Source organism: Nitritalea halalkaliphila LW7, assembly GCF_000265075.1.
Lineage (GTDB): Bacteria > Bacteroidota > Bacteroidia > Cytophagales > Cyclobacteriaceae > Nitritalea > Nitritalea halalkaliphila.
Genome location: NZ_AJYA01000020.1, coordinates 16,191 through 29,599 on the forward strand (window position 1 = coordinate 16,191; position 13,409 = coordinate 29,599).

Consider the following 13,409-nt stretch of genomic DNA (forward strand, 5'->3'; position numbering starts at 1 on the left):
TAAATTCGAGGAGTTTTGTGTATTTTTGGAAAAAGACCATCATGCACAAGACTCCTTTTTTACTTTTCGCGCTGCTCCTCAGCTTCTATCTTGGCTCTGCATGCAGCTCCAGCTCAGAAAATACCCGAACGCTCAGTGTTTTGGCCGCAGCCGAAGAGACCTTGGCTGGATTTCCACTTGCCGTTTCTGTCAATATAAACGGTAAGCATGCACAGCGCGAGCAAATCAATCAAATCCTGCAGTCGGAGCCCTTACAGCGGTTTTCCCCTTTACTCACTTTCGAGAACATGTACCAAGAAGGGGAAGAAGGGGCGCGCCAGCTCGTGCTCAGCCTAAGTTACCGCTTTTTAGTGGAAGATATGGGGGATATCGAACAAATAACCAAGGCTTTAGAAGCTGCGGAAGGTTTGACCACCTATGTGAATTCCAGTGGGGTTTTCGTACCGGCAGAGGCACGTGCGGAACTACAGGAGCGCCTTTTTTTAGAGGCTGTTCAGAAAGGTGAAGCCCAGATTGCCCGATTGGCCGAAGGCCAAAACCTACGCTATCGCATCCTTTCTACGGAGGAAATAGAAGACAGCTTCCAAGGTAATGGATTTAGCATAGAGGGGATCACCTACTCAGGGAAGACGCAGGCACGTGTGAAGGTGACAGCAGCACTTTATTAAGCTCAGGATATGGTGAAAGCGACAAGCATCGAGCAGCAGAAAATGCTACGGGTACTTCAGCTCATCGTCTTGCTGCAGGGCCCGGTGGGGAAACCAATCCATAAACTCGCTGAAAGCATCGGGGTGGAAGAGCGCACCCTGTACCGCTATCTGAAACTCTTAGAAGTCATCGGCTTTCGGATTATCAAGCAGTTCGGGAAGTACCGCATTGAAGAGCCTTTAGCCTTAGTGAAGGGCGCAGAAACGCAGTTCAGCGGCACCGAAATGGAGCTCTTGCGCCAGGCTATCGAGCAGCAGATTCCTGACGCGCAGCAGCGAAAGGTTTTAATCGCCAAGCTACAGCTGGAGCTAGATACGGTTAAGAGTGCCAAACTCTTACAACAGGCCGACTATGGCAGAAAAGTGGACCTACTTAGCATGTGCATGCGGATGGGGGTGCGGGCCAAACTGGAGGATTACTATTCCATCAACAGTGATTCTGTTAGTGATCGCATCATAGAACCTGTATGTTTTACCCGGCCTTTTGATTCGATTTATGCTTTGGACACCGTAGACAAGCGTATGAAACTCTTTAAGCTGGAGCGAATTACCCGCGTTAGCGTGCTGGATGAAGACATGGAGTACCAGGACTTGCATGAGCGCTTGGAGCAAGATGTTTTTGGCTTTATCGGTAAGGGCGCACTTCCGGTCACATTGCGCCTGTCGGCGCGGGCCTGTCAGCTTCTGCAGGAAGAATATCCCGCTGTGTGGCCTTATTTGAGGCGGCGAAAGGATGGAAAGGGCTTTTTAAGACTGGAGGTGCCCGATTTTCGCGGGATAGGACGCTTTATTTTGGGCTTGCCAGGAGAAATTACCGTCTTAGGTGGCGATGAACTGATTGCTTACCTGACCGAAAAAGTGGGTAGCTGGCACTTCGTGCAAGGAGTGCATCCCAAACAAGCAATGGATTTAGAGGAAGAAGAGTAGACGTTCTGAAAAGAAGAAGAAACAGCAGGCCCTGCTAAACGAATTAGCCTGACCTGCTGCTTCACGTGTCTGAAACTTACTGGTGTTCTTCTCGGAGCAAATCATTCACTGTTTTCACGGGATTAAAGGTGATAATCGGAACCTCCACGAAGAGCGTACCCCAACCTGCCATTGCACCATTCCAAAGCCCCGGAAGTTCCTGTGCTTTAAGAACTTTCCCGGACTTTGATTTTTCGGTGATGAATCCAGTCTGCTCATCCCGGAAGGCGAGCAAATCAAAAGGCTTACCTGTATAATCTTTGGTGGCGCAAACCAGATCTACCGGATTAAAGTGAGAGGCGGTCTGCACGATTTGCTTCTGTGCGGAGTCGTCTAGGTCTATCTGCGCTGTTTCTGCGATCTGCAAAGAATGTGAGCCATCAGCATCTTCGACCCAAAACGGGCCTCCTCCCGGCTCACCCGTGTTTTTCACCATGCCACAAGCGCGGAGAGGACGGTTTAGCTTGCGCTGTACATAGCTTACACGTTCATCAAAGCTCAATTCGTAATAACGCGGACTCAACTTACAGCCAAGTTTATTTTGGAGCAGTTCTTCTGCGCGTAGGAGAAGCTCCTGATCACAGCCTTTTTCCAGCTGATGTAGGAGCTCGAAAACCTGCTCTTGCGCTTTTAATAGCACCCCAGCGAGGGCCTGCTTGTACGTTTTCGTGGTGGGTTTCAGGTGGTCTGGCACCACATTATCGATGTTTTTAATAAAGATAATATCTGCTTGAATGTCGTTCAAGTTCTCCAGAAGAGCTCCATGTCCAGCTGGGCGAAACAAGATGCTGCCGTCTTCTTCTATAAAGGGTTCGTTATCCGCTGTGACCGCGATGGTATCCGTAGCTTTTTTCTGTGTAGAGAAGCTAACAGCGATTTCCACGCCATAATGCGCTTCTAGGGCAGGCCGTACCTTCTCGGTAAGATGCTCAAAACGCTCCTGGTGCTCGGGAGAGACCGTAAAGTGCAGTTGCACGCGCCCACCTTTGCCACGCGCATACTGGATGCCTTCGATAAAATGCTCTTCGGCAGCGGTGCGGATTTCATCTGCATAGCGGTGAAACTGAAGGAGCCCCTTAGGCAAAGCCCCATACCCAAGCCCCTTTTCTTCTAACAGTGCGGCAACGATACTTTTATAGTCTTTTTTCGCTAAAACTTCTTCCAGTGGAGTGCCTGCAGCGGCCAAAACCTCCTTTAGTGCCCCATAAAAGGCAAACTTATCCAGATGCTGGATGAATTTCTGCGTAAATGCGTCCTTGTCTAAAGCTCCATCTCCCTCTAAAAAAGCAAATAAATCCTTAAACATCCGGCTGGCGGCACCTGAGGCGGGCACAAATTTCACCAAGTCTAACTGCCTCGAACGTTTTTCGTAATAGGCTACGGCTTCCCGCAGCTGCTCTTCTTCTAATTTTATAATGCCTGCACCTAAAGTGGCGGCTTTTACAATCGGCAAAAACGGAAAGCCTTCCTTGAAATGCTGGATTTGTTTTTCGGCTAGTTGTGGATCCATCCCCTGAGCGGCGATTTTTTCCTTCAAAGTTTCTTTCATGGTGAGTGAAATGTGTTTAATAGGTGTAATAAAAAGCTATCCGTAACGGATTTTTAAATTACAAAAATCTACTTCCGCTCAAAAGCTTTTTCTAGGATTAAGTGAAAAAATAAACGCTTGGCCTCGACAAAGGCGGTAAAGTGCCAGCCGCGAGGACTCTGGGAGATGTAAAATCCGCGGATAGCCGCCTGTCACTTGGGCGTCAGGCCCTAAAAGAATCAACTCACCCGATGGAGTCCACTGCACCGTGCCAGGTTGCGTGGGACTACTTAATAAGGAGTGGGCATGCGGCTGCAAGTGCTCACTTAAGCGAAGGCCCATCCGATGAAAGGCGGCTGCGCTGAAGGTAAAGGGCTGCTCCTGTAAACGGGCTAGACTGAACGGGTCCAGTAAATGAAAATCGGGCCCAGCACACACTGGAAGTTCATAAGGCTTCGTCCGCAGCGGAAAAAAGGGAAGTTGAACACGCGCATGGAACGTCGGGCTAAGGACTTTTGGCCCTAGGGCCAAAGTAGCCTTCTGTACCAAACGAACCGTGCCCTTATCTGTTATTTCTGTGCTTAAACTTCGGTCAAAAGCCAGATAGCCTAAGTAACTCTCTTTCAAAATAGGTATTTTAAGGCGATCGCCTGCCCGTAGTTGGAAAAATTCACCTGCGCGAATATGCTGTGGGCCTCCCTGAAAGGTGAAGCGCGTAGAAGGGGTCCAAAGTAGGCCGCGTAACGGGCAAGTGGCCTCCATGCGTAGGCCTCCCCCAAAAAATTCTAGTACCGCCGCGTCTTTAGGGATTCCGAGTAGCCGGCGCATCAGCGCGGCGATGTCAGGCTCCAGGGGACCACCCACGGGCCAGCCCATTGCGAGTTTCTCCCAGCGCGGCAGCCGCTGCAGACTCGTATAGGGACCCGCCTGAAGGAGTGTCAACTTATCCATAGCGGTTTTGAATTAGGGTCAAATCCAGCTTATTGCGCTGAATTTCGGTGTGTTCAGCTAGGGTAATCGGTATGAATCGCAAATGATCTCCCGCTTGAATTGGCGGCTCTTTGCCATATTCAGGTACGAGGGAGAGTGGGCAGTGGGCGATTTGCCACCAGCCTCCAGGGCTCTCACTAGGATAAATACCCGTCTGCTCCCCGCCGATGCCACAAGTTCCCGCTGGCAGACGTAGGGCAGGGTTCGCCTTGCGAGGATGATGCAAGCGAGCGTCAAGGCCTCCCAAATAGTAAAATCCTGGCCTAAAGCCTTGGAAGTACACTGTGTAGGCAGGAGCAGTGTGGAGCGCGATAAATTCCTCTGGTTCCAAGCCTTTACTAGCGCAAAATGCTGGTAAATCGGGAGCCAAGCTGGGGGCATAACATAGTGGAATCCACCAAGTCCGCTGGGAGCGAGTAGGGGTGGGCATGCACTTCCATAAAGTCGATTCAGAATCTAAAAAAGCTTCTAAGCAGCGCTCCAGATCGGAATCTGGCGGGTGCATGACACTAAGAATATGATAGGTATGACGTATTATAGCATTAGGAAAAGCCTTTTGGACGTAATCGCGCAGGCGCAAAAGGACCTGAAGCTGCTCAGGGCAAATTTTCTCCTCCCAGTGGACCTCATAATGACCGGGAAGAAAGCAAAAGAACCTTAGAGCAGGCTTAGGCATCGCGAAACTGGGCTGCGGTTCGTGCGAAATGTAGGACGAGCGGGTGGTCTCCGTGCAGACAAAGCGTTTCAAACTGTACGGCTAAAACCGTTCCAGATAGCGTTCGGATTTTACCAGACCGCAAGCCGGTTAAACGCTGTTCCATCGCCTGTATGTCCTGCAACAGCGCCTGAGGATGACAGCGCGGGAGCAATTTGCCATCTGCGGCATAGTGGCGATCGAGAAACCCCTCACGTAGGTAAGGCATTTTATGTGCACGTGCCAAGCGGAAGAGATCGCCTTGCGGAGGCCCAAATACTGGAATACCTGGGAAATTTTCCTGCAGCCAGCGGATAAAAGTTTCTGCCAAGAGCGGACTGAAGGCCACATCATGATAGAGTGCCCCATGTAATTTAATGTGGTGCAAGGTGGCCCTTTCAGCCGAAAGCCAATGTGTGAAGTGCTCCATCTGTTCGTCTAGCAGCGCTACCAAAGCCCTTGAGTCGAGACTTTGAGAGCGGCGGCCAAAATGCGCACGATCCGGATAGCCAGGATGCGCGCCGATGCCCACCCCATGCTTTTGGGCTTCTCGCATAGCTAAACGCGCAGCAGCTTCGTCTCCCGCATGCGCCCCACAGGAAATGTTCGCAAAATCTAGGAAGGGCATCAGTTGGGCATCATTCGCCAGCCCTTCGCCCATATCACAATTCAATTTTATCGCACCCTGCTTCATACTTGTACAAGTAAATTTGAGTCGAAAAAATTCCCGATCAGGTAGAAAGCATGCAGGTAATGATATATGCGACCAGCGCTCCTACGTGCTCAGTCTAAAGACACTTTTTCCGGCATAGGGCCATCGATCGAAAGCTTTAGCGCAGCCATTTTCCCACCGCTACGCAAGGCTTCTGCTGCACCTGCACCTCGTAAGTAGGCGCTCAGGAAGCCTGACCAGAAGGCATCTCCGGCTCCTGTGGCCTCACCCAAGATGTGGACAGGCTCGGCGGGTACGGATACATCTTCATGCGCACTTTTTAGGCGGCTGCCGGCACTTCCTTTCGTGAAGCAAACCAGTCCCGCTCCCCAAGTCAGCAGTTGGGCGATCGCCTCCTCCTCTTGAATATCCTCTCCAAAAAGGCGGCGGCAGTCGTCCAGGCTTACCTTTACCCAAGCGCCCAGCTGGCACCAGTGCGCTACGAACTGGCGTGCTTCTGCACGATCGGGCCAGATGCTGGGGGCATAATTCATGTCCAGACTAATCGGCACCCCGAAAGCGTGGGCAGTTTCTGCGGCCCGTTTTAACGTTTCTCGGGCTGGCGCTAGGCTTAGCGCAAAACAGGTACAGTGGAAAAGCCCCGCCCCTTTCAGCTGCTCATAAGGAAAAGCTGCAGGCTCTAAATGCGCATCGGCACCTCGGTAAGCGATAAATTCTGGAGTTTCATGGCTACGGGAAAGGAGCACCATACTCGTGGGGGTCTGTGCGATGCGCTGCACATGCGCTGTGCCCACACCGAGTCGCTCCGCCTCATGCACGAGATAATCACCGAGGCCATCTTGTCCCACTGCAGCCACGAGCTGTACAGAATGCCCAAGACGGCTTAAATTGGCCGCTAAATTCGCAGGGGATCCACCTGCATAGCGGCGAAAGGTATGTGTACGAAAAAGCGAATCCCGTATTTCTTGTCCGATAAGGTCCACGAGTAATTCACCAGCGATCCATAAGGTTTTATTCATGTTTAGGTGCTTAAAGAAAATCCATTGGTAATGCCCTGATAAAGGAGCACCTGTCCCGCCGCACTCCAGGTGCAGGCCGCTACGCCACAGGGGAGCTCACTCAGGCCATGGAAACATTCATTAAAGGAATAGTTGTCTTGCGCATTCAGCGTATCGATTCGGGCATACACTGTTTTGGCCGCTTCCTGAGAGTGGTATTTTTGGGCCGCAAGGCATAAAAGCCCAAAACCATAGGCCAGATTCCGCCATTATGAAATTCATGTGGCTTATTTCGGAAGGTAAAGCGGTAATTTTGGCGCAGGAGCGCAAAATCCTCAGCATCTTCCTCCACCACAGGAGAGAAAAACAGGGAGCGATGGCGCCAGTTCAGGCACAGCCGCTAGGGTGCTGGTAGGGTCGGGGTGCAGGTCAAACAGCATGGCCAGGGCATTTCCAAACAGATCCAGATAGGGCTGATAACCTGCGGGATGAAAGCCAGCGAGCAGGTAGGGCAGCGCTCCCTTTTCCTTCAGTAGGCGCTTTCGGGCGCTAGGATGGATACAGGTAGCGTCAGGAGGGCTGGCCAACCAATAATTTTTTTCGATGGCCAGTTGGATGCGGCTCGCCTTTTCGCTGTAGGCTTCCACTTGCAGGGCTTTTCCTGCTAGTTTAAGGGCCGCGCAGCGCAATATCTGATCGTAAAGTGTGTAGCCATGCAGGAGGTATTCATCGGCCCAGTCGCCGGCCAGCGGCACATAGAGCAGGTCCCGATTATTGTACTCCCAGGCTTGGTACAAGCGGAATACTTGGGCAATACGTTCACTTTGCGCTAGCAAAAACGCTCGGTCTCCTGTCCAGTGTGCATATAAACAGAGCCCGATCACCCACCAGCTGCCTGTATCTGCGCGACCGGCCAGACCGCCCAAGCTTACGTCGCTGCTATCCGTAGCCACGTTAGAGGGAATGTGACCTTCTGGGCTTTGGAACTCACCTAGGCGCTGCAGGGTGCGGCGAAACGTTTCGATAAGTGCTTCGTCGCGGCTAGCTAGTGCGGCCAGCCCTGTGATGACCCCATCGCGGGCCCAGATGCGTGGATAGTTTTCACCAGCGGCGGAGGAGGCCAAAAAACCATTTGGATGGCTGGCTTTCCGCATGCAGGCGAGGGCTTCGAGATAACCTATCGGAAGTTCCATACGATGATAGCGGTTAGAATCAAGAGTAAAACAGATAAGACGCGGTAGTTTTTATACCAAGGAAGGGCGCTCAGCGCGGCGGTTTCATCGGTGTAGATGCTGTTTTTCCATGTGTATTCTTCGATTTGGTCGGGGCGGGGAGCCGGAGAAACCAAGCTTACCGCTACGTAGATGACAGAGCAGCAGACGAAAAGCAGCGGCGCTGTGTGCAGGAAGTGCCACTGGCTGATGGCTAGTTCCGGTGCTACTACTTTAAGGGTAATAAGGGTGGCGGCGATGCCAAAGCCCGAGAGCAGACTATAAAAGGCACCATTGGCATTGCCTTTTTTCCAGAACATGCCCCAGATGAAGACCACTACCACAGGAGGTGCGATCATGCCCACCACAATTTGCAGGTACTTAAATAAAGAATCGAATTTTTCTATTTGCGGCGTCCAAGCCGCGGCCAGAAGGACCAAAATAACGGTGGAGACCTGCCCTACACGTACCAGCTGTGCGCTGCTGAGTCCTGGCTTGGCTTTCTTAACGAAGTCCATGGTGATGAGCGTGGACGCGGAGTTTAGGGTGGCGCTGATGCTGGAAGACATGGCGGCAAGCAGTCCGGCCATGAGCAGTCCGATAAGTCCTGCGGGAAGCAAGTTGAACACGAGCGTAGGAAAAACGGTATCAGCGTTTTCCAGGTCAGGGAAGAGCACACGGGCCATGGTTCCCGGGAGCACCATAAAAAAGAGCACAGGAAGTTTCAGGAGGCCTGCAAAGAGCGCTCCCCAGCGGCCATGGTTCAGGTCCTTTGCGGTAAGCACGCGCTGTACCATAAACTGGTTGTTCGCCCAAAAGTAAAAACCAAGAAGGGGGACTCCGAAGAGCAAGCCTGTCCAGGGGACGGAGGGGTCATCGATGGGGCGAATGAGGGAGATCATGTCTGGAGGGGTGACCGCACGAACATTTTCCCAGCCGCCTACCTCGGTGTAGGTGATGTAGGTGAGCACCAGGGAGCCCGCCAGCAGCAAGATAGCCTGGATTACTTCAGTGTGTACGACTGCATTCAGACCGCCGGGAATGGTGTAGGCTGCTGCCGCAAAGGCCAAGAGCATAATGATGAGTGTCATGCTCACTTCAGGAAAGACTAGTTTTAGGATAAGAGAGCCGGCATAGAGCCCTGCAGCCGTTTCGATGAGGACATTACCGATAAGGGTGATGAAGGAAAAATAGTAGCGGCTGCGGCTGTCGTAGCGGCGCTCTAAAAATTCGGGCATGGTGTAGACACCCGAGCGCAGGTAAAAAGGTAAAAAGAAGATGGAGAAAAAAACTAAAATGACGGCAGCCATCCACTCGTAATTGTAAACGGAAATTCCCGTACTATAAGCATCTCCTGCTAAGCCGATGAGTGTGGTGCTGGAAATATTGGCTGCAAAAAGCGAAATCCCCACCACGGGCCAAGTCATGCTGCGACCAGCTAAAAAATAATCCTCTGAGCTAGTACGCTTAGAGTGATAGAGACCATAGAAAATCATGCCTACTAGGTAGACGAACATGATGATAAGGTCGATGCGATGCAGTAAATTTGTATCCATTTAGGTTGATTTTCGGGAGTTTATTTGGGGAATAAAGCGCTTCACCAGGATAGTGTCATATGCTTATGTCTTCTACAAGAATGAGGAAAGTTTTAGAGATTGACAAGCAATAAAATACTGCAATCGATTGCGGAATCGGTTGATATTTTATTATTTAGACAAATTCCAAATAACAAGAAGTGAAAAAAAACCTTTCTGAAGCATTTCGTGCACGGAGAATTTTTCCTAATTTTAAGAAAAAGTAGTAATTATTTCGCTCCCTATCGCTTTCCGCATTTAACACGGACTACTATGATCGACAAGAGTAAAGTAACGCTGAAGGACATTGCCAAGGAACTTGGGATTTCTGTTTCTACTGCCTCTCGCGCACTGAAGGCGCATCCCGATATCGCGAAGGAAACGGTGCGTGCAGTAAAGGAGTTAGCTGAGAAATACCAGTATGTGCCTAATTCGCTCGCGATCAGTTTTCGGAAAAAGAAGACCTTTAATATTGGTTTGGTAGTCCCTGAAATCGTGCATCATTTTTTCTCGAATATCATCAGCGGCGCGATCGCCACGGCTAATCAGTCGGGGTATAACGTGATGGTGTCGCAGTCGAATGATGTGCTGCAGGATGAGAAAGCGGCGGTAAATGCCATGCTGCATAGTGGAGTGGATGGCTTGCTGATTAGTATTTCGAACGAGACGGTACTGGGCGAGCATATTCAGGAGCTGATGCATGCAGGTAAACCTGTCGTTCAAATGGACAAGGTTACCGATCATTTAAAAACGCCGCAGGTGATCGTGGATGATTTTGATGGCGCCTATCAGGCCGTGCAGCATCTAATCCAAAATGGTTATCGGAAGATCGCACACTTTCGCGGTCGCCCGATCGTAAAAAATGCCAATCAGCGTTATTTCGGGTATTTACAAGCCTTAAAAGATGCCGGCATCACACCGGAAAAGGACTGGGTCAAGCACTGTGTCCAAATTAATGAGGCAGAGGGTTATCGCTTCGCCAAAGAACTCTTAGAGGGGCCGAATCCTCCCGATGCCTTTTTTTGCATCACGGATCTAGTGGCACTCGGGGTGCTACGCTATCTCAAAGAACAAAAAATAGAGGTTCCCGGTGAAGTGGGGCTGATGGGATTTAGCAACTGGAAGCTGGCAGAAATTTCCTCTCCAGCGCTAAGCACTGTGGATCAGCATGGCTATGAAATCGGAGTACGCGCCACCCAAATGCTGCTCGACTCTCTCGCAGGGGCTAGTATTTCCTCAGATGCGATCACAGAAATCAAAACCAATCTCGTCATCCGAGAGTCTTCAGGGCGAAAAAAAGTGCAGCAGCAGACACAAGAGGCTTTAGTAGGTAACAATTAATTCATTTTTCTTGGTGCTCGCATAACATTACCGTAACTTTGCGCCAAGTTATGGAGTTCGACACTGTTTTTGCCTTTATCTTTCTCAGTCTCATCTATGGATTAGCCATCCTCGCGCTGATTCCTGAGTCTTTCGCGAAAAAGTTTAGCCACGCACCTGGCTTCCATTTTTCCCCCTTCTCGAAACCAAAAAAATCACTCGTTGGACCCGTGTTTTTTTCCTTTGTTTTAGGGTACTTTCTGGCCGCCATCATGGTTTATTTTTACTTGTAGGTGAATCGGATATTCTTCTGTGCAATCGATTTTTTTATTCCGTTTGGGCCTTTTCTCCCTTTTGTATAGCGTTTAAGAGGTTTTTTTTGGCACGCTTTAAAGAAAGTAGCGTTGTGAAAAGAAAAATGTTTGCGTACCTTGAGCCTATACGCTTGAGATTATGAAGGAATCCACCGACACCTTAGCCTTAAGCCAGGAACCCTGGTTGAAGCCCTACGCTACACACATACAGGAGCGCCATCAGCGCTATCTCCTTGCCCTTCAGGGCTTAGCAGACAGCTATGGAGATGTGGTGGAATTCGCCTCCGCCCATCAGCTATATGGCATTCACTGGGATCCGATTCGCCGAGGATGGTACTATCGGGAGTGGGCGCCTGCGGCAAAGGCCCTTTACCTCACCGGGGATTTCAACTGGTGGGACCGACGTAGCCACCCGCTCAAAAGGAACCATCGTGGTGACTGGGAAATTTTCCTCCCGTATGAAACGTATAAAGATACCTTCGTACACGCAAGTACCCTCAAGGTCGTGGTCATCGGCGCAAATGACACGGAACTGGACCGTATCCCCGCGTATATCCGAAGGGTGATCCAAGACCCCGAAAGTCATAATTTTTCGGGCCAACTTTGGTTCCCGAATCATCCATACACCTGGAAGACGAAAACGTTTCAGCCACGGCATAAAACCGAGGGTTTATTTATCTATGAGTGCCACGTGGGCATGGCACTAGAAGAGGAGAAGGTGGGCAGCTATGCTGAATTTGCGCAGCTAATCCTCCCGCGTATCCATGCAGCAGGGTATACAGCTATCCAGCTGATGGCGATAATGGAGCACCCTTATTATGGCTCTTTCGGCTATCATGTGAGTAATTTTTTCGCGGCTTCCTCCCGTTTTGGCACCCCCGAAGAACTGAAAGCGCTTATAGACGACGCACATGCCCTTGGCATCGCGGTAATCTTAGATGTAGTGCACAGTCACGCCGTTAAAAACGTGTATGAGGGCTTAAATGAGTTCGATGGAACTCCTGACCAGTATTTTCACCCGGGCGATAGGGGCTATCATGAGGGTTGGGATTCTAAACTGTTTCAATATGGAAAATGGGAGGTGCTGCAGTTTTTACTGAGCAATCTCCGCTTCTGGATGGAAGAGTACCGTTTCGACGGCTTTCGATTCGATGGTGTGACCTCCATGCTGTATGAGCACCATGGACATACCGATTTCAGCGATGCCGAACGGTATTTCGATGTGGGTGTAGATCAAGATGCTGTGCTCTATTTTCAGTTGGCGAATCACCTCATCCACCGAATTTCCCCTGATGCCATCAGCATCGCCGAGGAGGTGACAGGCATGCCGGGGCTGGCGCGCAGCTTGGAAGATGGAGGCTTGGGCTTTGACTTCCGCCTTGCCATGGGTATTCCCGATTTTTGGATTAAAACACTCAAATATTCCCCAGACGAACACTGGGACATGTTTGGGCTTTGGCATGCGCTCACGAATCGCCCCGCTGGTGAGGGCACCGTGGCCTATGCGGAGAGCCATGATCAGGCGCTGGTAGGGGATAAGTCCATTGCCTTCTGGCTTATGGATAAGGAAATGTATCATCAGATGCATATAGGCAGTGAAAGCTTGGTGATCGACCGTGGTATCGCACTGCATAAAATCATCCGCATGCTGACCCTTTCCCTAGGCGGTGAGGCATACATGAATTTTATCGGAAATGAATTTGGCCACCCTGAATGGGTAGATTTCCCACGGGAAGGAAATAAATGGTCCTATCAGTATGCGCGCAGACAGTGGTCCTTAGTGGATAATGAACATCTGCGTTTTAAGTATCTTTTTGCTTGGGATATGGCCATGTTACAGCTAGCGAAAGTGGCTGGTTTTTTGACCTCTGGTCAAAGTCTCGTGCAGCACCATTTGGATGCAGACCAAAAGGGGCTTGTTTATGAGAAAGGAGGATATTTGGTGCTTGTCAACTTACACCCAAGTAAGGTATGGGAGTTGCCTTGTGCACTTTTGCCCGAAGGCCCCTGCAGCTAAGCCTTAGCTCGGATGAGGAGCGCTTCGGTGGATTCGGACGTGATCAGGGGCTTTTAGATCAGGTATGGCAGGTGGGCAAAGAGGGGCAGCACCTACTGCCTCCTCGGGTGATGCAAATTTTTAAGCGTCTGGAGGTGCAAACGTGAGATGTAAAAGGAATAAACTTTTACAAAAAAGGGGCTCCAGTAAGCCGGCCATAAAAAAAGGAGGGGACCGAAATCCCCCCCTTTGCCAATAATTATTTTCAACTAAACTAAACTACAAGAAAAGCCCACTCTCCGTATGAGCAGTGAAAATCTTTTCAGGATTGGCTAGCTTCTATAACGGGAGTAATTTGACTAGGTTACATGACTGAGGTAATTTCATTCTTAAAATTATCCTTTATATCGTGTAGTGGACTATCCAGTTATCCACACA

The 13,409-nt window shown here is 50.4% G+C and carries 13 protein-coding genes; 5 read left to right on the forward strand and 8 right to left on the reverse strand.

The window, feature by feature from the left end; translation table 11 throughout:
* Positions 1–41 precede the first annotated feature (41 nt).
* Both A3SI_RS07810 and A3SI_RS07815 read left to right on the forward strand, forming a co-directional pair.
* Positions 42–668, forward strand: a complete 627-nt coding sequence (locus tag A3SI_RS07810; RefSeq protein ID WP_009054933.1) for a hypothetical protein — start codon at positions 42–44, stop codon at positions 666–668.
* Between the two features lie 9 nt (positions 669–677).
* Positions 678–1,634, forward strand: a complete 957-nt coding sequence (locus tag A3SI_RS07815; protein WP_009054934.1) for a helix-turn-helix transcriptional regulator — start codon at positions 678–680, stop codon at positions 1,632–1,634.
* A 76-nt stretch (positions 1,635–1,710) separates the two neighbouring features.
* Here A3SI_RS07815 and A3SI_RS07820 read toward each other — a convergent pair whose 3' ends face one another.
* The 8 genes from A3SI_RS07820 to A3SI_RS07850 form a co-directional block, all read right to left on the reverse strand.
* Positions 1,711–3,222: a DUF4301 family protein gene (locus A3SI_RS07820; protein ID WP_009054935.1), complete on the reverse strand. Its 1,512-nt coding sequence runs from the start codon at positions 3,220–3,222 to the stop codon at positions 1,711–1,713.
* Positions 3,223–3,300: 78 nt separating this feature from the next.
* Entirely contained in the window at positions 3,301–4,152 is an 852-nt protein-coding gene (locus A3SI_RS17305; protein ID WP_009054936.1) for a 5-oxoprolinase subunit C family protein, read from the reverse strand.
* Entirely contained in the window at positions 4,145–4,867 is a 723-nt protein-coding gene (locus A3SI_RS07830) for a 5-oxoprolinase subunit B family protein (RefSeq protein ID WP_009054937.1), read from the reverse strand. The genes A3SI_RS17305 and A3SI_RS07830 overlap by 8 nt, the downstream gene beginning before the upstream one ends.
* Complete coding sequence (locus A3SI_RS07835) at positions 4,860–5,579, reverse strand: LamB/YcsF family protein (protein WP_009054939.1); 720 nt, start codon at positions 5,577–5,579, stop codon at positions 4,860–4,862. Before A3SI_RS07835 ends, A3SI_RS07830 begins: the two co-directional genes overlap by 8 nt.
* 89 nt (positions 5,580–5,668) lie before the next feature.
* A complete protein-coding gene (locus tag A3SI_RS07840; protein ID WP_009054941.1) occupies positions 5,669–6,577 on the reverse strand; it encodes a carbohydrate kinase family protein in 909 nt (302 codons plus the stop codon).
* A gap of 2 nt (positions 6,578–6,579) precedes the next feature.
* Positions 6,580–6,747 (reverse strand): hypothetical protein, encoded by a 168-nt coding sequence (locus A3SI_RS18860; protein ID WP_156810220.1) that lies wholly within the window; start codon positions 6,745–6,747, stop codon positions 6,580–6,582.
* A 144-nt stretch (positions 6,748–6,891) separates the two neighbouring features.
* Positions 6,892–7,749: a glucosidase family protein gene (locus A3SI_RS07845; protein WP_009054943.1), complete on the reverse strand. Its 858-nt coding sequence runs from the start codon at positions 7,747–7,749 to the stop codon at positions 6,892–6,894.
* A complete protein-coding gene (locus tag A3SI_RS07850) occupies positions 7,734–9,323 on the reverse strand; it encodes a sodium:solute symporter (protein WP_009054944.1) in 1,590 nt (529 codons plus the stop codon). Before A3SI_RS07850 ends, A3SI_RS07845 begins: the two co-directional genes overlap by 16 nt.
* A gap of 291 nt (positions 9,324–9,614) precedes the next feature.
* Here A3SI_RS07850 and A3SI_RS07855 point away from each other — a divergent pair, with 291 nt between their 5' ends.
* From A3SI_RS07855 to A3SI_RS20500, 3 genes are all read left to right on the forward strand, one after another.
* Positions 9,615–10,682, forward strand: coding sequence for a LacI family DNA-binding transcriptional regulator (locus tag A3SI_RS07855; protein WP_040670417.1), 1,068 nt, complete (start codon positions 9,615–9,617; stop codon positions 10,680–10,682).
* A 432-nt stretch (positions 10,683–11,114) separates the two neighbouring features.
* Positions 11,115–12,992, forward strand: a complete 1,878-nt coding sequence (locus A3SI_RS07865; RefSeq protein WP_009054949.1) for an alpha-amylase family glycosyl hydrolase — start codon at positions 11,115–11,117, stop codon at positions 12,990–12,992.
* Positions 12,947–13,138, forward strand: a complete 192-nt coding sequence (locus tag A3SI_RS20500; RefSeq protein ID WP_238531660.1) for a hypothetical protein — start codon at positions 12,947–12,949, stop codon at positions 13,136–13,138. The genes A3SI_RS07865 and A3SI_RS20500 overlap by 46 nt, the downstream gene beginning before the upstream one ends.
* Positions 13,139–13,409: the final 271 nt, after the last annotated feature.